Below are 20,240 nucleotides of genomic sequence, written 5' to 3'. Positions count from 1 at the left end.
TCAGACGTCCTTCTCGGTGAGGCCCATGGTCTTGGCCAGGTCGAACAGCGGCTGGTAGGTCTCCTTGGTGACCTCGATCATGGGGCCTGCGGGATCCACGTCGAGGAACTTGCCGACCTCGGCCACATCCTTCGGGTCGAGCTCGAGGAACGCCTGCTTCACGGCGTCCTGGAACTCCTTGGGCGCATCGCTGCGGACGGTGATCGGATCGTTCGGGATCGGGTTCGACTTCCAGACCTGGCGGAACTTGCTCTCGTCGAACGTGCCCTCGGACTTGGCGCTCTCGAGCGTCTGCGAGTTGATCTCGGCCGCATCGACGGTGCCGTTGACGAGCGCGAGGAGCGCCTCCGGGTGGCCGCCGGCGTAGTCGGAGCGGACCTCCTTGTCGATGCCGACGTCCTTCAGCGCCGACATCGGGAACGCGTCGCCCGAGGTCGAACCGGGGCTGCCGAGGGCGAGGGTGCGCCCCTTCAGATCTTCGATCGTCTTGACGGGGAGTCCTTCTTGACCCAGATGCCCGCGGTGTAGGTGGTGGGCTTGCCCTCGGCGTCGCCGAAGGAGACGAGCGGCACCGCCTTGGCGCGCTCACTGGCGAACACGAAGCCGAGCGGGCCGAACTCGGCCACGTCGAGCTTGCCGTTCTCCATCGCGAGAACCTCGGCCGCGTAGTCCTCGGTGATGACGACCTCGACGGGGCAGTCGAGCTTCTTCTCGAGCGCCTTGGCGAGGGTCTTGTAGGCGGGCTCAAGGCGGCTCGGGTCCTCGTAGGGGAGGATGCCGAACTTGATCTTTCCGTTGGGGCAGGTCACGTCCTTGCCCGCGGCGGCGGTGCCGGACGCGGCCGACGAGCAGCCGGTCAGACCGAGGGCGAGCAGCGCCGCGGCGGATGCGGCGATGGCGAGGGACTTTCTCACGGTGATTCTCCTGTGTGTGGTGAGGGCGGGTGTGAGGTGTGCGTGGGTGGAACGGGTCGGTGAAGACTGGGGGCGCGTCGGCTAGAAGCCGGCGACCACGCGCTCTCCGAGCGCGAGGCCGACGGTCATGCCGACGCCGGTGGTGACGGCGACCGCGGTGACGCCGTCGATCGGGCTCTCGACGAGGAGGTCCTGGCGGGCGCTCGTGGCGTACACGCCCTGCCAGCGCTCGACCACCTCGAAGTCGGCGCCCGATCCGAGGCCGAGCACGCGCGCGGCCTCGTCGAGCAGGAGACGGCTCCAGCGCTCGTGCATGAACGGCGGCGCGCTGTCGAAGTCCTCGTGCGAGTCGCCGACGAGCAGCGTGCCGTCCTGCTGGTGGGTGAACATGACGTTGGCGCCGATCTCGAGCAGCTCGGGGCGGTCCCGCAGGATCTCGGCGCGCAGGGCCTCGGCCGCCGGGCCCGCGAACGCCCCGTAGCGGAGCATCGAGGTGCCCGTGAGCACGGCCGGCCCGAGTGCGAGACCTGCCGGGGCGACGACGCGGGTCATCTGGAGCGCGCACTCGCGGACCTCGCCGGCCTCGGCGGTCCCGGGCAGCAGGCGACTGAGCAGGTGCCCCGCCGCGACCACGATGCGGTCGGCGCGGATCGCTCCGCGACTCGTCGTGAGCACCCCGGTGCCGACGGCGGTCGCGGTCGTCGCGAACCGCACTTCGCCGCGCTCGTGGGCGTCGACCCAGGCCGCGATCCGGGCGACCGCGGTGCGGGGGTTCGCGGTCAGGTCGTTCGGCAGCAGCAGGCCGGCGCGGGGCTCGGCGGCGGAGCCCGCGGTGCCGAGCACGCGCCCGGCAGCGGATCCGGTGAGCAGTTCGGAGGGCATCGCCGTGTCGCGCGCGGCCAGATCCTCGAGCACCGCGGCCTCGGCTGCGCTGCGCGCCACGGCGAGCGTCCCCGAGACGCGGGCTTCGAGGCCCGTCCGGTCGATCAGGTCGAGCCAGATCTCGCGGGCGCGAACGGCGAGTTCGCCGATCTCGCCCGCCTGGACCGAGACGCAGGCGTGGCCGAAGTTGCGGACGCTCGCGGTCACGGCCGCGGAGTCCTGCTCCACCACGGTCACGCGATGGCCGGCGTCGAGCGCGGCGACCGCGTGAGCGAGGCCGACGATCCCGGCGCCGACGATCGCGACGTGGAGCGGTGAGGGTCGAGGTGTCATGGCAACGAGGATGCGGCGCGGCAACTAGTCATGACAACTCGAAACGGGCGAGTTCGCGGAGTGTTCACCGCCGTTCAGGTTTCGCTCCGATCCGGCTACCAACTGTTCACTTCCGGGGATCCGGAGGCCCTCCAAACCGGTCTTGACAACTTGTACGCTGCTCACATGACCGAGACGAAGCCGCTGCACGCACAGCTGTACGATGCGATGATCGAACGCATCCGTACCGGCGAGTGGGTGCAGGGAGAACGCGTTCCGAGCGAGAAGTCGCTCATCGCCGAGTTCGGCACCTCGCGGGGGCCGGTGCGGCAGGCGCTCGCCGCGCTCCGCGCAGAGGGCATGATCGTCGGCGGGCGCGGCGCACCGCCCCGCGTGCAGCGTCTCGTGCCCTCGCAGTCGTTCGAGACCTTCCTCTCGTTCACGGAGTGGGCGAACCACCTGGGCTACGTGCCGGGTCAGCGCGTCATCGAGGCCGCCCGGCGCCCGGCGACCGAGGAGATCGCGCGCGACCTGCAGCTGACCGAGGGCGACCCGGTCGTCGAGATCGTCCGGCTCCGCCTGCTCGACGGCAAGCCGGCCATGCTCGAGCGCTCGCTGTTCCCCTTCTGGGTCGGCAAGCACCTGCTCACGGCGGACCTCGACCGCGGCAGCATCTACCAGCATCTCAGCGCGCTCTACATCACCCCCGTGCGCGCCCGGCACACGATCGACGCCGTCGCCGCGCACCAGCTCGATGCGGAATGGCTCGGCGTGGTGCCCGGCAACCCGCTGCTGCGCGCCCGCCGCGTCGCGTTCGACGCGCACGGCGCGCTCATCGAGGTCGCCGACGACCGCTACCTGCCGAGCATGGCCACCTTCGTGATCGAGAACTCGGCCGCGCATCGCACCCCCATCACGCGCGAGCCGGTCGGCTCGTCGCCCGAACCCCGCGAGCCGGTCCGACCGGCCAGCCTCATCAAGGAGCACGCATGATCACCCTCGCCGCATTCGACATGGCCGGGACCACCATCGACGACCGCGGAGCCGTCTATCGCGCGCTCGAGCGGGCGGTGACCGAGACCGGTGCGACGGTCGCGCCCTCGGACCTGCAGACCTGGATGGGCACCGAGAAGCGGGCCGCCATCACGGCGCTCGTCGAGCTCGGCGGCGGGCGCGCGAACGACGAGCTCGTCGATGCGGCGTTCGAGCGCTTCCGCACGATCCTCGACGAGCTCTACACCGCGGAGCCGCCCGTCGCGATGCCCGGCGTCCCCGAGGCGATCGACGAGCTGCGCGGCCGCGGGATCCGCGTCGCGCTCACCACCGGCTTCTCGCGCGACGTGGCCGAGGGGATCCTGCGACAGCTCGGCTGGGCGGTCGCGGGCACCGACGCCGAGACGGACGCTGAGCTCGTCGTCGACGCGCTCGTCTGCGGGGACGAGGTCGCGCAGGGCCGCCCGGCGCCCTACATGATCCACCGCGCCATGGAGCGCACGGGCGTGCTCGACGTCGCGGGCGTCGTCGTCGCGGGCGACACCGCCGTCGACGTCCAGGCGGGCGCCAACTCCGGCGCGGCGATCACCATCGGCGTGCTGAGCGGCAAGCTCGATCGCGCCGCGTTCGCCGACCAGCCCTTCACCGAGCTGCTCGGCTCCGTGGCGGAGGTTCCCGCCTATCTGGATTCGCGCGTCTCCTAGGCGCCGCCCCTAGGGCCGGGCACGCGGCAGCGAGAACACGACGAGGCTCAGCGCGATGAGCGCGATCCCGGCCCAGCCGAGTCCGCCGAGCCGCTCGCCGACGACCGCCCAGGCGAGCACCGCGGCGACGGCGGGCTCGGCGAGGGTCAGCACGGTCGCCGAGCGGGCGGGCACCGTGCGCAGGCCCGCGCCGAAGGCGAGGTAGCCGAGGAACATCGGCACGATCGCCATGTAGGTGCCGACCGCGAGATCGCGCGGATCCTGCAGGAACGACCCGCCCGTCACGACGAGCACGGGCAGCAGCAGGACCCCGCCGACCCCGAACACAGCGCCCATCGCGGAGCGCGAACCGCAGCCCGCGGCCATCAGACGCCGCGCGGCCCAGGCGTAGACGGCGTAGGTGAGCCCGGCCAGCAGCGCGAGCCCGACACCGAGCGCCACGGATCCGCCGCCCGCCGCACTGCCCTGCCCGCCGAGCGCGAGCAGCGCCGTGCCCGCGATCCCGAGCCCCGCCCCGGCGAACCAGCGCCCGTCGAGCGGCGTACGCTCGAACGCGCGCTCCAGGATCGCGGCGAAGATGGGACCGGAGGCGAGCGCCACCACCGTGCCGACGGCGACGCCGGCGAGGTGCATGCCCGCGTAGAAGGCGAGCGGGTAGATCGCGACGGCGACGGCGCCGACTCCGATCAGCACCGGGTGGCGGCGCAGCCGCTCGCGATCGCGGCGCAGCTGCGGCACGGCGATGAGGGCCTGCAACAGGCCGCCGATCCCCATCGCGGCGGCACCGATCGCGAGGGGGCCCGCATGCGGGGCGAACGTCGCGGCGGTTCCGGTGGTGCCCCACAGGATCGCGGCGACGAGCACGAGCAGCGCTCCGCTCCTCGACGCCCCGGCCATGCGCTCATGCTAGCGGGGCGCGGTCACGCGCTACGCGACGGAGTGCGCCCGTTCCGCTTGCAGCCCCTCCGGCGCGATGGCCCGCGTCGCGAGGCTGGGGTGGGCGTGCACGAGGATCGGCAGGTGGTCCGAGGTGCCGCGGTTCAGGGTGCGCACGCGGTCGATGTCGAACCCGGCCGACGTCGCGAAGTCGAAGTGCCCGCGGAACACCTTGTAGCGGGTGTAGGTGCGCTTGTCGCTGATCGAGAGCTCGTAGCCGGCCTCGCGCATCTCGGCGTCGAGCCGGTTCTGGAACACGGGATAGTTGAAGTCGCCCACCATGAGCGCGGGCAGGCCGGGGCCGAGCTGGCGCAGCTGGTCGAGCGACGCGTGGATCTGGGCGCGGCGCAGGGAGTTCAGCGCGGTGAGCGGCGCGGCGTGGAAGGAGGCGACCACGAGATCCCGGCTCGTGCCGCGGTCGTGCAGGCGCACCCCGAGGAGGCGCTCGTGCGCGGGCGCGAGCACGCGGTCGTGCAGCGACTTCTTGAGCTCGTAGGTGTGCGCGGCCTGCACGTGCAGTTGCTCGTCGCGGACGTACATCGCCAGCCCGAGCCGGTTGCGCTCGGTCGCGTGCACGAGGCGCAGCGCGCCTCCCGGGGCGTCGAGCCGCGCGGGCAGGGTGACGGCGTCGGCCTCCTGCAGGCAGACCACATCGGGTCCGTGGTCGGAGGCGAGCGACTCGAGTTCGGTCACCGCACGGTTCTTGCGCAGGTTGTAGCTGATGATCTTCACGCTCACCCCATTCGGTTCGACGCCGCCAGCCTATGCCCGTCAGCCTCTGCGCTCGCCGAGTTTCCCCGCTTTTCCCCAGGCGGACGGTCGCGGGTCACACGAGGTCGAGGATCGCCGCCTCGTGTTCGAGTGCTTCCCGCACCGCCGCGAGTGCGGGACGCCCGCCGGAGGCCGCGCGTGCTGCGGTGAAGATGGTGCGGTGCGGATCCCCCGCGAGCGTCACGAGCCGGATCCCCGGCCGTTCCGAACCCGCGTCGGCGCCGAAGCCGGGCCCGACGTGGACGAGGCCGGGCAGCAGGGCGACCGCGTTCCCCGATTCGATGAGGCGCACGTGCGCCTGCAGGTCAGCCGTCTCGGACCGCACGTCGGGTTCGAAGCCCGCCGCGCGGCAGGCCTGCTCGGCCCAGTGCCGGGAGGCCGCGCCGCGGGGTTCCATCACCCAGGGCAGTTCCGCGGCGTCCGCGAGCGTCCGGACACGGTCGAAGGCCTCGCCGCCGACGCCGACGGCCGGCAGGGCGAGCCGGATCCGGTCGCTCGTGAGCGGCTGGCGGTCGAGCCCCGCGAAGTGCGGCGCGGCATGCCCCGGGTACTGCTCGGCGACGACGAGATCGAAGCCGCGAGCCCAGGTCTCGCGGAGCGCCTGCTCCGGTTCGTACTGCACCGTTTCGACGCGCAGCTGCGGGTGCTCGGTGCGGAGCCGGCGCAGCGCCTGCGGCATGATCGCGAGCACCGCGGTCTGGAACACCGCGACACGGATGCTGCCCGATACCTCGGGGAGCCCGCGGTGCAGGGCGGCTTCGGCCCGTTCCAGCCCCGCGAGGAGCCCTTCCGCGTCGGCGACGAGCGCCTCGGCCGCCGCGGTGAGTTCGAGCGTTCGGCCGGACTTGCGCAGCAGCGGGACCCCGGCCTCGCGTTCCAGGATGGCGAGCTGCTGGGAGACCGCGGAGGGCGTGTAGTTGAGGGCCTCGGCGACGGCGGCCACGGTGCCGCGGGCCGAGAGCTCCCAGAGGAGGCGGAGGCGTTTCATGTCGAGCATCGCGCGGGTTCCCATCCATCAGTTCTTCTTCACATTATTGCTCAGAAAGAGTCGCTTTTCTTCATGCTTGAACCGCGGGAAACTGACCCCATCAGCACGAGGCCGTGCACCCCAGCATCGAAGAAAGACCAGACGTGACCACGACCCAGAGCACCCGCACCGGGAGCCCCACCGTTCGCCCCCAGGACCTCGCCGACGACGCCATCGCGCTCGTCCAGCGCTGGCTGCGCGAAGCCGCCGAGATCCCGGCCGACGCCTCGGCCGCCCGCCTCGCCGGCGTGCTGCGCGATCCGAACGGCCTCGACTTCACCGTCGGCTTCGTGGACGGCGTCGTCCGGCCCGAGGACCTGGGCGCCGCCGCGAAGAAGCTGAACGAGCTCACGCCGCTGACCCCCAAGTTCCTGCCCGCCGCGCTGCGCGGCGCCATCGGCCTCGGCGGCGCATTCGCAAAGCCGCTGCCCGGCGTCGTCGTCCCGATCGCCCGCCGAGTGCTGCGCGAGATGGTCAGCCACCTCATCATCGACGCGAGCGACGCGAAGCTCGGGCCCGCCATCGCGAAGATCAAGCGCGACGGCGTGAAGCTCAACATCAACCTGCTCGGCGAGGCGATCCTCGGCCAGCACGAGGCCGAGCGCCGGCTCGAGGGGACCCACAAGCTGCTCGCGCGCGACGACGTCGACTACGTCTCGATCAAGGTCTCCTCCACCGTCGCCCCGCACAACCACTGGGCGTTCGACGAGGCCGTGGCCCACATCGAGGACCAGCTCCTCCCCCTCTACCAGCGCGCCGCGGCGGCGAGCCCGAACAAGTTCATCAACCTCGACATGGAGGAGTACAAGGACCTCGACCTCACCCTCGCGGTGTTCACGGGGATCCTCGACCGTCCCGAGTTCAAGACCCTCGAGGCCGGCATCGTGCTGCAGGCCTACCTGCCCGACGCGCTCGGCGCGATGATGCAGCTCCAGGAGTGGGCCGCGAAGCGCACGGCCTCCGGCGGGGCGCCCGTCAAGGTGCGCATCGTGAAGGGCGCGAACCTGCCGATGGAGCACGTCGACGCCGCGATCCACGGCTGGCCCGCGGCCACCTGGGCCTCGAAGCAGCAGAGCGACACCAGCTACAAGGCCGTGATCGACTACGCGCTGACCCCGGATCGCGTGAAGAACGTGCGCATCGGCGTGGCCGGCCACAACCTGTTCGACGTCGCCCTCGCCTGGCTGCTCGCGAAGGCGCGCGGCGCCGAGAGCGGCGTGGAGTTCGAGATGCTGCTCGGCATGGCCACCGGCCAGGCCGAGGCGGTGAAGCGCGAGGTCGGCTCGCTGCTGCTCTACACCCCCGTCGTGCACCCGCAGGAGTTCGACGTGGCGATCGCCTACCTGATCCGCCGCCTCGAGGAGGGCGCGAGCCAGGAGAACTTCATGTCTGCCGTGTTCGAGCTGAACGACAGCGCGCAGCTGTTCGCCCGCGAGCAGGACCGCTTCCTCGCCTCGCTCGCCGACCTCGCCGCGATCACCGGCGATGGCACCCCCGAGACCTACGCCGTGCCGCCCGCGAACCGGCAGCAGGACCGCTGCGCCTACGACGCCGCAGGAGCCGAGGCCCGCGTCGAGGCGCGCGTCGCCGCGGGTCGCGAGGGCCGCTTCGAGAACACCCCGGACACCGATCCCGACCTGCCGGGCAACCGCGCCTGGGGCCGGGCCATCGCCGGGCGCATGGTGGGCTCGACGCTCGGATCGGCGCTCGTCGAGTCGTCGCGCATCGCTGACGCGAAGGTGCTCGACGAGACCATCGCCCGCGGCGTCGCCGCCGCCGATGCCTGGCAGGCGCTCGGCGCGGACGAGCGCGCCCGGATCCTCTACCGGGCGGGCGAGAAGCTCGAGGAGCGTCGCGCCGAGCTGCTCGAGGTCATGGGCTCCGAGTGCGGCAAGACCCTCGACCAGGGCGATCCCGAGGTCTCCGAGGCCATCGACTTCGCGAACTACTACGCCATGCTCGGCCAGCAGCTCGACCTCGTCGACGGCGCCGAGTACCGCCCGCAGAAGCTCATCGCGGTGATCCCGCCGTGGAACTTCCCGGTCGCGATCCCCGCCGGCGGCACCCTCGCGGCCCTCGCCGCCGGTTCTTCGGTCATCATCAAGCCCGCGAGCAACTCGGCCCGCTCGGGCGCCGTCATGGTCGAGGCGCTGTGGGAGGCCGGCGTGCCGAAGGACGTGCTGCAGTTCGTGCAGTTCGGCGATCGCGAGCTCGGCTCGAAGCTCGTCGCGGATCCGCGCGTCGACCGTCTCATCCTCACCGGCGCCTACGAGACCGCGGTCGCGTTCCGCGAGCTGCGCCGGGATCTGCCGATCCTCGCCGAGACGAGCGGCAAGAACGCGATCATCGTGACCCCGAACGCCGACCTCGACCTCGCCGCGAAGGACGTCGCGCAGTCGGCCTTCGGCCACGCGGGCCAGAAGTGCTCGGCCGCGTCGCTCGTGATCCTCGTCGGCTCGGTCGCCACCTCGAAGCGGTTCCGCGGGCAGCTGCTCGACGCCGTCCGCTCGCTCAAGGTCGGCACCCCCGAGAACCTCGAGACCCAGATGGGCACCATCATCACCGCCCCCTCGGGCAAGCTGCTGCGCGGCCTCACCCAGTTGGGCGCCGGCGAGACCTGGGCGATCACGCCCGAGCCGGTCGCGAGCGACAGCCCCCTCGCGGTCGACCGCGACGGCGGGAACAAGCTGTGGAGCCCGGGCGTCCGCGAAGGCGTGAAGCGCGGATCCGAGTACCACCTGACCGAGTACTTCGGCCCGATCCTCGGCATCATGACCGCGAAGACGCTCGACGAGGCGATCGACATGGTCAACGAGATCGACTACGGCCTCACCAGCGGCCTGCACTCGCTCGACCGCGACGACCTCGAGCTGTGGCTGCGCCGCATCCAGGCGGGCAACCTCTACGTCAACCGCGGCATCACCGGCGCGATCGTGCGCCGCCAGTCGTTCGGCGGCTGGAAGAAGTCGGCGATCGGCGCGGGCACCAAGGCGGGCGGGCCGAACTACCTGCACGGCCTCGGTTCCTGGGTCGACGCCCCCGTCGAGTCCGAGCTGCGCGCGCCGCTCCAGGCCGCGGCGCCGCTGCTGCTCGCGGCCGAGCAGGCCGGCGTGACCGGCGACGACCTCGCCTGGCTGCGCGCCGCGCTCGGCTCCGACGACCGCGCCTGGGACGACGAGTTCGGCATCGCCCGCGATGCCTCGCAGCTCGGCGTCGAGCAGAACGTGCTGCGCTATCTGCCCGTGCCGGTCACGATCCGCGCGACCGCGGACGCCCCGCTGCGGGAGACGGTGCGCGCGATCGCCGCGGGCGTCGCAGCCGGCGGCTCGCCCACGGTCAGCGCCGAGACCGCACTGCCCGCCCAGCTCACCGCGGCCCTCGCCGCGGCGCGCGTGCCGGTGTTCGTCGAGGACGCCGCGGCCTGGACCCGCCGCGTCGCCGCGATCGCCGCGCAGGACGGCCCGCACGCCGCGGCGCGGATCCGGATCGTCGCGGGCGAGTCCCGCGAGGCCGTGTCGGCCGCAGCGCACGCCGCCGCGAACGGCAAGCCCGACGTCGCGATCTACGACGGCCCCGTCGTGTCCGCCGGCCGCGTCGAGCTGCTGCCGCACCTGCACGAGCAGGCGGTGTCGATCACGGCCCACCGCTTCGGCACGCCGAACCACCTGTCGGACGGCCTGATCTAGCACCGGGACGGGGGCGGGCCGATCCGCGGCGATTGGCCCGCCCCCGCGCCCTGCGCGTAGGCTCTGCACCAGCGCAGACCGTTCCGCACACGCGAGCCGCACGGCTCGACTCCGAGGAGGAGTCAACGATGCCTGAGCACACCAGCGGCACGCAGCACGCACCGTCCGGCAGACGGCTGGAGGTCGACGACGTCATCGTGGTGGAGCCCGCGAAGATGAAGCTCGCCCTGCGCGGCGCCTTCGTCGGTAACTTCATGGAGTGGTACGACTTCGGCATCTACGGCTACCTGGCCGTGACCATGACCAAGGTGTTCACGGCGGGCATGCCCGATTCCCTCGGCCTCACCGTCACCCTCCTCGGCTTCGCCGTCTCGTTCCTCGTCCGCCCGTTCGGCGGCCTGATCCTCGGCCCCATCGGCGACCGCATCGGCCGCCAGAAGGTCCTCTACTTCACGATGGCGATCATGGCGATCTCCACCGCGCTCATCGGCATGCTGCCCTCGGCGGCGCAGGCCGGCGGGTTCTGGATCATCATCCCGCTCTATCTGCTCAAGATGACGCAGGGCTTCTCGACGGGCGGCGAGTTCGCCGGCGCCACCACCTACGTCTCCGAGTTCTCGCCCGACAAGGATCGCGGCTACTGGGCGTCGAAGCTCAACGTCGGCTCCTACCTGGGTTTCGCCGCGGGGGCCACGGTCGTCGCGCTGACCACGCTGACCACCGAGAGCCTGCTCGGCATCGACGGCGCGATGGTCGAGTGGGGGTGGCGGATCCCCTTCCTGCTCGCGATCCCGCTCGGCGCGATCGCGATCTATTTCCGCATGCGGATCCCCGAGCCTCCCGGGTTCGAGGAGACGAAGGAGCTGCAGCACGAGCAGCCGCCGACCGACCCGCACGACCTGCAGTACCGGCACGGCCTCGGAAGCCTCATCCGCGTCTACTGGAAGCAGATCCTCATCGGCATCTCGATCGTCGCCGCGGAGGGCACCGCCGGGTACGCGCTCACGAGCTACATGCCGACCTATCTCGAGAAGGATCTCGGGATCTCGAACCTGAACGCCGCCATCGCGACGGTGCCGGTGCTCGTGATCATGTCGCTGCTGCTGCCCACGATCGGCCGCTGGTCGGACCGTGTCGGGCGCAGACGGATCTACTTCCTCGCGACCGGATCCTCGCTCGTGCTCATGCTGCCGGCGTTCCTGATCCTGCAGACGGCACCGCAGGCGGGCATGTGGGTCGTGTTCCTGGCCCTCGGGATCGTCGCGATCCCCGTCGCCTTCTTCGTGTCGATGACCGCTTCGGCGCTGCCGGCGCTGTTCCCCACCGCCGCGCGGTTCAGCGGCATGGGCATCACCTACAATCTCGCGGCCTCGCTCTTCGCCGGCACCACGCCGCTGATCGCCGACCTGCTCGTCAACGCGACCGCGGGGTCGTGGATCAGCCCGTTCATGCCCGCCCTGTGGATCATGGCTTTCTCGGCCATCGCGGTGCTCGCCGTGCTCGCCATGCGCGAGACGGGCGCGCGGCCCCTGCTCGGCTCGGTGCCCACCGTGACGACCCGCGAAGAGGCGAAGGAGCTCGTCGCCACGCAGGACGAGAACCCCCTGATCGACACGAGCACCATGCCGCTCCGCGTGGTCCCCGCCCGCCGTCGTTCGGCGGGTCGAGGGTAGGCTCCCGGCATGCGCACCGTTCCCGAACAGCAGACCGCCTTCCTGCGTCTCGTGCTGCTGCTGCAGTGCGTTCCCCTGGGGATCATCCTCGGGGCGCTCCTCGGTCTCCTGCTGGGCGGCCCCGTCCTCGGCCCGGCTCCGATCGTCGCGCTCCTCGTCGGCTGGATGCTCTGGTTCGTCGGCATCGTCACCACACTGGTGATGACCGCGCGACGCGAATCGCAGTTGCAGCAGCGACTCGCGTCGGCGACCGGGACGGCAGCGACGCACCCGGCCGCGATCGCCGAGTGGCCCGCGGCGAACGCCATACTCTCGCGGGCGATGCCCGTGAGGAAGCGCGCAGCGTTCCGCACGGCGCTCTACGTCGCGCACACTCCGGGGGACGGCACGCTGCCGGTGGCGGTCCGCATCGCGCCGGGCACGCCCCCGCCGCCGTTCAGCGGGGCGCGGCTCCGTCTCGCTCCGCACGATCCGGCGGTCGCGGTCATCGACGCGCTCGCCGCACCGGCCGAGCACGCGGCCGCGGCCGGCGACCCGGCGCTCGCGGGGCTGAGCCGCGTGCAGCGGGGACTCTCGCTTCCGCTCCGCTCCTGGTTGCCCGGAGCCGCCGCCGGCGTCATCGCGCTGGCCGCCACCGCGGGCCTGCTCCTGCTGCTCCGCTGATCCGAATCGCCGAGCGCCCGACGACTCACCGTATCCACACATGCAATGTCACACCCCACAACACGCGAGGAGGCGCAATGCCCCAGACCTGGATCTCCACAACCGATTACCACACCGCCGGCGAGCCCTTCCGGATCGTCACGGACGGCGCACCCGTGCCGTCCGGTGACACCGTCGGTGCGCGCCGCATCAACGCCATGGCCGACGAGGGCGGGATCGACGGGCTGCGCCGCCTGCTCTGCAACGAACCCCGCGGTCACGCCGACATGTACGGCGGCTTCATCACGCCGCCGAACGACGACGGTGCGCATTTCGGGGTGCTCTTCTGGCACAAGGACGGGTTCTCGACCGCGTGCGGGCACGGCACCATCGCGCTCGGCGTCTGGGCGACCGACACCGGTCTCGTCGAGTCCGATCCCGACGGCGTCACCGAGGTGCGCATCGACGTACCGTCGGGCCGCGTCGCCGCCCTCGTGGAGCGGCGCGACGGAGCGCTCGTGCGCGCCACGTTCCGCAATGTCGCGTCGCACGCGATCGCGCGCGGCGTGGCGGTCGAGACCTCGCGCGGCACGGTGCGGGCGGATCTCAGCTTCTCGGGCGCCATCTACGCATCGGTGCGCGCGGCGGATCTCGGGCTCTCGGTGACCCCCGAGCACTACACCGATCTGATCGCGATCGGACGCGAGGTGAAGTGGGCGCTCACCGCGTCGCCCGAGGCCCAGCACGCGGCGGATCCGCGCCTTTCGGGGGTGTACGGCACGATCCTGTGGGACGATCTCGGCCGGCACGGCGAAGGCCCGCGCCAGCGCAACGTCACCGTGTTCGCCGACGGTGAGGTGGATCGCTCCCCGTGCGGCTCCGGCACCGGCGCGCGCGTCGCCCTGCTCGCGGACGACGGCACCCTCGGAGCTGACGAGATGCTCGAACATCGCTCGATCGTCGATACCGTGTTCTCGGCTCGGTGGGCCGACGGTCCGACAGCGCCCGACGGCCGCGCGACCGTGATCCCCTCGGTCTCGGGAACGGCCTACCGGACCGGCGAGCACCGGTTCATGCTCGACCCCATGGACGCCCTCGGCGACGGCTTCGTGCTGCGCTGACGCCCTTCACACCGGTGCCGGTGCTACGGCGGTATGCGCCGCTCGACCGGCACCGGGTCGCCCGAGGCTCGGCGGCTCAACGGACGCCGACGAGCCCCGTACTCGACCCCGGATGCGGCCCTTCGAGTCGCGCGACGGAGACCTTCACCTCGCTCAATCCCGCTTCGACCGCGCGGACGTCACCGCGCAGTTCGTGCACCTCCGCTCTCACCTCCTGGATCTGCTGATGCGCCAGTTCGAACCTGCGATCGATCTGTTCGAAGGGACCGTCCAGTCGCCCTTCCAGCCGACGGAGCATCGTATGGAGACCGCCGAGGATCGTCGCGACCGCGCCGATGACCGCCACGAGCGTGCCGATCGTCTCAGGAGGCATGTCGATCCTCGCTTCCCGGCGCGACCTGCCGCGCCTGACCGCAAAGGTACCCGAGCGCCGCACGGCGCGTCACCGGAGTGCGAAGGCCTGTGGATAACCCGCCCGCACGGCTACGCGACCACGCGGCCGCCCTGCACGATCGCCACTCGGGCGTCCTCCTCCCAGAGCGCGGCCGGCTCCGCGATCGGGTCGGCCGAGAGCAGCAGGGCGTCGCCGTAGGCGCCGGAACCGAGATGCCCGAGCGCCGGGTCGCCGATCAGCTCGGCATTGGTCTCGGTCATCGATCTCAGCGTGGCCGCCGCGCCGCTCGCTTCGACCTGCAGCCGAACCCCGCGCAGCTGGTCGTCCTCGAGGTCGCCCATCAGGTCGGTGCCGAACCCGACGCGAACGCCGGCGGCGAGCGCGATCCGCACGGCCTCCTGCCCGCGGGAGAGCACCTCGGCGTTCTTCGCGAGCGAGATCGCGTTCAGGCCGATCCCGGCTCCGCGGCGATCCATCGCATCGTACGCCGCGAGGGTCGGCACGAGGAAGGCGTCGAGCTCGGCCATGCGGACCGCCGTCGCGGAATCGATGAGGTTGCCGTGCTCGATGGACCGTACCCCGTTCTCGATCGAATGGCGCACCGCCTCGGACGAGTAGGCGTGGGCGGCGACGTAGCTGCCGCGGCGCTTCGCCTCCTCGGCGACGACGCGCACCTCTTCGGGCGAATACTGCGGGATGGGCAGCGGGTCGGCGAGCGAGAACACGCCGCCCGAGGTCATGATCTTGATGGCGTGCGCGCCGGTGCGCAAGCGGTCGCGCACCGCGAGGCGGAGGTTCTCGACGCCGTCGACGACCTCGCACATGTGCCCGTGCGAGAAGCAGACGTCGATGTGGGGCGCACGCGGGTCGCCGTGCCCACCGGTCTGGCTGAGCGCCGGCCCGGTGAAGTGATAGCGGGGCGCGGCGAAGAGATCCGCGTCGATCGCGCGGGCGAGTCCGATGTCGCCGCCGGCGACGTCGCGCACCGTCGTGAAGCCGCGGTGCAGCGCCCGATCGAGTCGGCGCGTGCCGTTGATCGCGGTGAAGCTGAGCGGCCCCCGCTCGTTCTCCATGCCGTCCATGCTCGTGGCGTAGGCGTGGAAGTGCGCGTCGATGAGGCCGGGCACGAGCCACCGGCCCCTCGCATCGAGTGTCTCGGCGCCCTCGGCGGGGCCAGCGGCCACTCGCCCCTCGGAGATGTGCACCGCCCGGTCGACGAAGGCCTCGCCGTCCCACACCTGCGCTCCGACGATGTTCAGCGATCCCGTTCGCATTCCGCTCCGCTCCTGTGCTGTTCCGCGCGACGCGCGTTGCGGCGGTGCGCCCGGAGCACCGGGCGCACCGCCGCGCTGGTTCATCGGCCCCGGATCGCCGCCGTAGCGGCTTCGTCGATCCCGAAGTCGGCCGTCACCACCACACCGTAGTCCTGTTCGGCCGATCCCCGCGAGACGAATCCGTTGCGCACGTCGTGCGCCACGGCCGCCGGGTCGCGGTCGAAGGGGTTGCCGTAGCCGCCTCCGCCGCCGGTCTGGTTGACGAGCACGTCGCCGGCCTCGAGGCGGTTGTAGCTGCCGCCCTGCACGACCTCCCGGTCGGTCCCGGGATTGAGCACGACCCGGTTCGGCTTGCCCTCGGCCCCGCCGTCGATCGCCCACGGCTCCGTCTTCGTCTTGTAGACGAGGCAGATGCCCGTCGCCGGAGCGGTGAAGCGGTAGGAGCGGCTCACGCCGACGCCGCCGCGGTGCTCGCCCGCACCGCCCGTGTCAGGCCGGTAGCCGTAGTGGTCGATGATCATGGACGACTTGGCCTCGAGCACCTCGACGGGGTTGTTGCGGCAGCCGGGCTCCGACAGGTGCATGATCCCGTCCTCGCCGTCGTGCCGCGCGGTGCCGCCGAAGCCGACGGCCTCGTTGGTCGCCTCCTGCCACGGCTCCCCCGTGCGCGGATTCACGCCGAGGCCCATCATCGAGCACACGTCGCCGCCTGAGCAGGCGGGCACGAGTTCCGGCATGCCCTGCGCGAGCGCCTTGAGGATCACCTCGCCCGCGAGCAGGCCGGTCCAGAGCGTGAAGGTGGGCATGGGCGAGACCGCGTGCATGACCGAGCCGGGCACCGTGACGACCCGCAGCGGGGCGAAGTTGCCGGCGACCACCGGAGAGTCGGGCGTGGTGAGCGACTTGAAGATGAGGCTCGACAGCGCCTCGGTCTGCCCGGGCGGCAGGTTGATGGGGCCCTCGACATTCTCGGCGCTGCCGGTCCAGTCGACCACCATCTCCTCGTCCGAGACGGTGACGGTGCACTGCAGCCTGACGAGGTCCTCCTTGTTGATCCCGTCGTCGTCGACGTAGTCGACCGCGCTCCAGGTGCCCTTCGGCAGCTTCGCGAGCGCGAGCCGCGCGAGCTTCTCGCCGTGCTCGTTGATGGTGCGCATGGCCTCGGTGAGGGTGCCGACGCCGTACTTGCCCGCGAGCTCCTGCGTGCGGCGCACGCCGGTGACGCACGCCGACACCTGCGCCTGGATGTCGCCGATCGTGTGCTTCGGCATCCGGCTGTTGAAGCGGATGATGTTGAACACGTCGTCGTTGCGCTCGCCCCTGCGGTACAGCTTCGAGGCCGGGAGCATGAGCCCCTCCTGCGCGCGGTCCGTGGAATCGAGCACGTAGCCCGGATCCTTCTGGTTCAGGTCGGTGACGTGCACGCGGCACGACGCGAAGCCGATGAGCTCGCCGTCGACGTGGATCGGGGCGAACACGAGCGGATCGAGGGTGTGCGCGCTCGACCAGTAGGGGAAGTTGATGATGAAGACGTCGCCCGGCTCCATCGCCTCGGCCCCGAGGAACTCGATCGAGTGCTTGATGCCGGCGTCGTTGCCGCGGGTGAACACCGCGATGCCCGGCGCGTCGGCGACCACGTCGCCGTTCGCGTCGTGGATCCCGATGCCGTAGTCGTGGATCTCGTAGACCACGGTGTTGTAGGCGGTGCGGCAGAGGTTGCGCGCCACCTCCTCGGCTGCGGCCAGCAGGCCGTGCCTGATGATCTCGGTGGTGATTGCGTCGGCCACGTCAGGCTCCCTTCTTCGCGTACTGGATCGAGATGACGAGTTCCCCGTAGGCGCCGACCTCGAGGCGGTCGCCGGCGTGCAGCACGGTGGTCGCCGTGTGCTCGGTCACGACGGCGGGGCCCTCGAGCACGTCGCCGGCCATGAGCTCCTCGCGGGCGACGAGCGCGTACTCGGCGGTCTCGTCGCCCGCGAGCACGACGGTGCGGCTGCGCAGCTCCGGCGCCCCGCCGTCGGACCGGCGGGCGGCCTTCGGCAGCTCGGGCTTGTCGACGATGCCGACGGCCCCGAGGCGCAGCGTCGTGGTCTCGATGGGGTCGTCCATGGTGTGCCCGTACTGCCGCAGGTGCAGACGGTCGAACTCCGCCCGGATCGCGGCGCGGGGATCGGAGCCGCCCTCCGGGTAGTCGACGGTCACGGCGTGCTCCTGGCCGGAGTACCGCACCGCGACGACCCGGTGGAACACCATCCGGTCGTCGGGGAAGCCCTCGCTGCGCAGCGTCTGGCGCGCCTCGGCCTCCATGCCGGCGTACAGCGCGTCGGCCGCGGCCGCGTCGAGATCCTCGAGCGCCTGCAGGCTCGTGCGCGAGTAGTCGTGCTGCACGTCGGCCATGAGCATGCCGAGCGCCGAGAAAGCGCCCTGGCCCGGTGGCACGATCACCTCGGGGATCCCGAGCTCGCGCGCGACGTCGACCGCGACGAGCCCGCCTCCGCCGCCGAACGACAGCAGCGCGAAGTCCTTCGGGTCGTGGCCCAGCTCGATCGTGATGGCGCGCACCGCGCCCATGATCTTGGTGTTCGAGATCTGCACCATGCCGCGCGCGAGCCCGGTGACGCTGAGCCCGAGGGTCTCGGCGATGGGCGCGAGCGCCTCGAGCGACTTCTCGCGGTCGAGCGTGAGCTCGCCGCCGAGCGGGGTGTCGGTGCCGAGGTAGCCGATCGCGAGGGCCGCGTCGGTGAAGGTCGGCTGCGTGCCGCCGCGCCCGTACGCCGCGGGCCCGGGCATGGCGCCGGCGCTCTTCGGGCCGACCTGCAGCGCTCCGGCCTCGTCGAGGTAGCCGAGCGATCCGCCGCCCGCGCCGATCGTGTGGATGTAGAGCGACGGGGTATTGATGGGCAGCCCCTCGAACTCCGCGCCGTGGTACAGCACCGGGTTGCCGCCCTGCACGAGCGAGGCGTCGAGGCTCGTGCCGCCCATGTCGATCGTGATCAGGTTGGGCCGGTCGATGAGCTTCGCGAAGGCCGCGGCCCCGACGACGCCGCCGGCCGGGCCCGACAGGATCAGGTTGACCGGCTGCTCGCGCGCCGCGGAGGCGGTCATGGCGCCGCCGCCGGAGCGCGACATCAGGAACCGGCCGTCGAAGCCGCGCCGCTCGAGCTCGCCCTCGAGCGCCTTCAGGTAGCTGCGCATGATGGGCTTGATGTACGCGTCGAGCACGGCGGTGCTGGTGCGCTCGTACTCGCGGTACTCGCGCGACAGCTCGTGCGAGATCGTGACCTCGACGCCCGGGGCCTCCTCCGCCAGGATCTCGCGCATGCGGAGCTCGTGCGCGGGGTTGGCGTAGGCGTGCAGGAACGCGACGGCCACGGCGTCGTAGCCGCGGCGCAGGATCTCGCGCGCGACCTCGCGGGCGTCGTCCTCGTCGAACGGCGTCGCGACCGAGCCGTCGAACATGCTGCGCTCGGTGACCTCGAAGGTGTCGTACCGCTCGAGCAGCGCCTCCGGCTTGCGGTAGGCGATGTCGTACATCACCCGCCGGTCGGTGCGGCCGAGCAGGTAGACGTCGCGGAAGCCGCGCGTCGCGATCGTGGCGATGCGCGCGCCGGTGCGGGTCAGCAGGGAGTTCAGGCCGAGCGTGCTGCCGTGGTTGAACATCGAGACCTGCGCCGGGTCGGCGTCGGCCTTGTCGAAGGCCGCGAGCACGCCGGCGGTGGGTTCGCTCGGCGTGGTCGGGACCTTCTCGAAGCGGAGCTCCCCGGTCTCCGGCACGAGCTTCACGACGTCGGTGAACGTGCCGCCGACATCGATGGCGATTCGGACGTTTTCGGACATTGGACGGTCCTTCCGTAGTGGGGTCGTTGGGGGTTTTCGGGCAGCCCGCGGAGACCCGGGGTCGTCCGGGCCGTGCTGGGGCGCGCTGCGGGGTCGGTGGCGGAGGCGGCGGGCGGCTAGCGCTTCCCCGTCCGGCGGCGGCGAGGCCGACCGCGGCGAGGATGATGAAGCCCGTCACCATGTCCTTGAGCTGCGGGTTCAGGTTCAGCAGGTCGAAGCCGTTGCCGATCAGCGCGATGAGGAACACGCCGGCGACCGAGCGCCAGACGGCGCCGATGCCGCCGTAGATGCTCGTGCCGCCGAGGATCACCGCCGCGATGGCGCTGAGCTCGAGCCCGGCGCCGGCGAGCGGCTGGCCCGACGCGATGCGCGAGACGCCGATGGCGGCCGCGGTGCCGGCCGCGAGCCCGCTGATCACGAACACCAGGATCCGGGTGCGGTCGACACGGATGCCCGAGAGTTCCGCGGCCTCGGCGTTGCCGCCGACCGCGTAGACGCGGCGGCCGAAGACCGTGCGCGAGAGCACGAACCACAGGATCGCGACCGCGACGATCATCACGAGCACCGCGACGAAGACGCCGCCGACGCGGTTGCGACCGAGCGCCGTGAACCCGGGGGTCGTCACGGTGATCAGGCTGCCGCCCGTGATGAGCACGGCGACGGTCGTGAAGATCATCGACGAGGCGAGCGTCGCCAGGAACGAGTGCACCCGGAGCCGGGTGATCACGGTGCCGTTGAACGCGCCGAGCACGATGCCGATCACGGGGGCCGCCGCGAGCGCGAGCACGACGTTGCCGGTCGTGACCGCGAGCCAGGCCGAGACGACCCCGGCCACGCTGTAGATGGCGCCGGTCGAGAGGTCGAACGCGCCCGAGATGATCACGAACGTGCCGGCCGACGCGATGATCACGAGCGGGGCGTTCTGGTTCAGGATGTTGACGATGTTGCCGAACGTGAAGAACGACGGCGACAGGATCGCGAGCGCGATCAGCACGGCCGCGAGCAGCAGCAGGACCGCGTACTCGATGACGAGCTCCTTCGCCGAGAACTTCCTGCGGGCACGCGTCCGCGTCA

At 71.6% G+C, this 20,240-nt stretch carries 14 protein-coding genes and 2 pseudogenes; 6 read left to right on the top strand and 10 right to left on the bottom strand.

The genetic code is table 11. From position 1 onward, the window contains the following. Both AB3K78_RS16165 and AB3K78_RS16160 read right to left on the bottom strand, forming a co-directional pair. A pseudogene (locus AB3K78_RS16165) lies at positions 1-809 on the bottom strand (phosphate/phosphite/phosphonate ABC transporter substrate-binding protein). A 186-nt stretch (positions 810-995) separates the two neighbouring features. Further along, a complete protein-coding gene (locus tag AB3K78_RS16160; RefSeq protein ID WP_416444942.1) occupies positions 996-2,129 on the bottom strand; it encodes a TIGR03364 family FAD-dependent oxidoreductase in 1,134 nt (377 codons plus the stop codon). Positions 2,130-2,294: 165 nt separating this feature from the next. Here AB3K78_RS16160 and AB3K78_RS16155 point away from each other — a divergent pair, with 165 nt between their 5' ends. Both AB3K78_RS16155 and AB3K78_RS16150 read left to right on the top strand, forming a co-directional pair. Continuing rightward, positions 2,295-3,101: a GntR family transcriptional regulator gene (locus AB3K78_RS16155; protein WP_416444940.1), complete on the top strand. Its 807-nt coding sequence runs from the start codon at positions 2,295-2,297 to the stop codon at positions 3,099-3,101. Continuing rightward, the gene (locus tag AB3K78_RS16150) at positions 3,098-3,805 is read left to right on the top strand and encodes a phosphonatase-like hydrolase (protein ID WP_416444938.1); all 708 of its coding nucleotides are present in this window, start codon (positions 3,098-3,100) and stop codon (positions 3,803-3,805) included. Before AB3K78_RS16155 ends, AB3K78_RS16150 begins: the two co-directional genes overlap by 4 nt. Positions 3,806-3,814: 9 nt before the next feature. On the opposite strand, the gene AB3K78_RS16145 is transcribed toward AB3K78_RS16150, so the two are convergent. The 3 genes from AB3K78_RS16145 to AB3K78_RS16135 form a co-directional block, all read right to left on the bottom strand. Beyond that, a complete protein-coding gene (locus AB3K78_RS16145) occupies positions 3,815-4,702 on the bottom strand; it encodes a DMT family transporter (protein WP_416444937.1) in 888 nt (295 codons plus the stop codon). A 30-nt stretch (positions 4,703-4,732) separates the two neighbouring features. Continuing rightward, on the bottom strand, positions 4,733-5,473 hold the full coding sequence (locus AB3K78_RS16140) for an endonuclease/exonuclease/phosphatase family protein (protein WP_416444935.1): 741 nt from the start codon (positions 5,471-5,473) through the stop codon (positions 4,733-4,735). 94 nt (positions 5,474-5,567) lie between these two features. Next, complete coding sequence (locus tag AB3K78_RS16135) at positions 5,568-6,509, bottom strand: LysR family transcriptional regulator (protein WP_416447386.1); 942 nt, start codon at positions 6,507-6,509, stop codon at positions 5,568-5,570. 134 nt (positions 6,510-6,643) lie between these two features. On the opposite strand from AB3K78_RS16135, the gene AB3K78_RS16130 reads away from it, so the two are divergent. From AB3K78_RS16130 to AB3K78_RS16115, 4 genes are all read left to right on the top strand, one after another. Next, the gene (locus AB3K78_RS16130) at positions 6,644-10,225 is read left to right on the top strand and encodes a proline dehydrogenase family protein (protein ID WP_416444934.1); all 3,582 of its coding nucleotides are present in this window, start codon (positions 6,644-6,646) and stop codon (positions 10,223-10,225) included. 128 nt (positions 10,226-10,353) lie between these two features. Continuing rightward, positions 10,354-11,898, top strand: a complete 1,545-nt coding sequence (locus AB3K78_RS16125) for an MFS transporter (protein ID WP_416444933.1) — start codon at positions 10,354-10,356, stop codon at positions 11,896-11,898. Positions 11,899-11,907: 9 nt separating this feature from the next. Beyond that, a complete protein-coding gene (locus AB3K78_RS16120) occupies positions 11,908-12,561 on the top strand; it encodes a hypothetical protein (RefSeq protein ID WP_416444932.1) in 654 nt (217 codons plus the stop codon). A 77-nt stretch (positions 12,562-12,638) separates the two neighbouring features. Further along, positions 12,639-13,661: a proline racemase family protein gene (locus tag AB3K78_RS16115; RefSeq protein ID WP_416444931.1), complete on the top strand. Its 1,023-nt coding sequence runs from the start codon at positions 12,639-12,641 to the stop codon at positions 13,659-13,661. Between the two features lie 76 nt (positions 13,662-13,737). Here AB3K78_RS16115 and AB3K78_RS16110 read toward each other — a convergent pair whose 3' ends face one another. The 5 genes and pseudogenes from AB3K78_RS16110 to AB3K78_RS16090 form a co-directional block, all read right to left on the bottom strand. Then, positions 13,738-14,034, bottom strand: coding sequence for a hypothetical protein (locus tag AB3K78_RS16110; protein ID WP_416444930.1), 297 nt, complete (start codon positions 14,032-14,034; stop codon positions 13,738-13,740). Between the two features lie 110 nt (positions 14,035-14,144). Further along, positions 14,145-15,329, bottom strand: coding sequence for an amidohydrolase family protein (locus AB3K78_RS16105; protein ID WP_416444928.1), 1,185 nt, complete (start codon positions 15,327-15,329; stop codon positions 14,145-14,147). 80 nt (positions 15,330-15,409) lie between these two features. Continuing rightward, positions 15,410-17,116 carry a hydantoinase B/oxoprolinase family protein gene (locus AB3K78_RS16100; protein ID WP_416444927.1) on the bottom strand — a complete coding sequence of 569 codons (1,707 nt, stop codon included), beginning with the start codon at positions 17,114-17,116 and terminating at the stop codon, positions 15,410-15,412. Position 17,117: 1 nt separating this feature from the next. Further along, a complete protein-coding gene (locus AB3K78_RS16095; protein ID WP_416444926.1) occupies positions 17,118-19,166 on the bottom strand; it encodes a hydantoinase/oxoprolinase family protein in 2,049 nt (682 codons plus the stop codon). Between the two features lie 208 nt (positions 19,167-19,374). Beyond that, positions 19,375-20,076: pseudogene (locus AB3K78_RS16090) on the bottom strand (ABC transporter permease); the annotation flags it as partial. Positions 20,077-20,240 lie beyond the last annotated feature (164 nt).

The organism is Leucobacter sp. HNU (genome assembly GCF_047946755.1).
GTDB lineage: Bacteria > Actinomycetota > Actinomycetes > Actinomycetales > Microbacteriaceae > Leucobacter.
The sequence above is the reverse complement of the archived record's forward strand: the minus strand, read 5'-3'. Positions and strand labels throughout refer to the sequence as shown.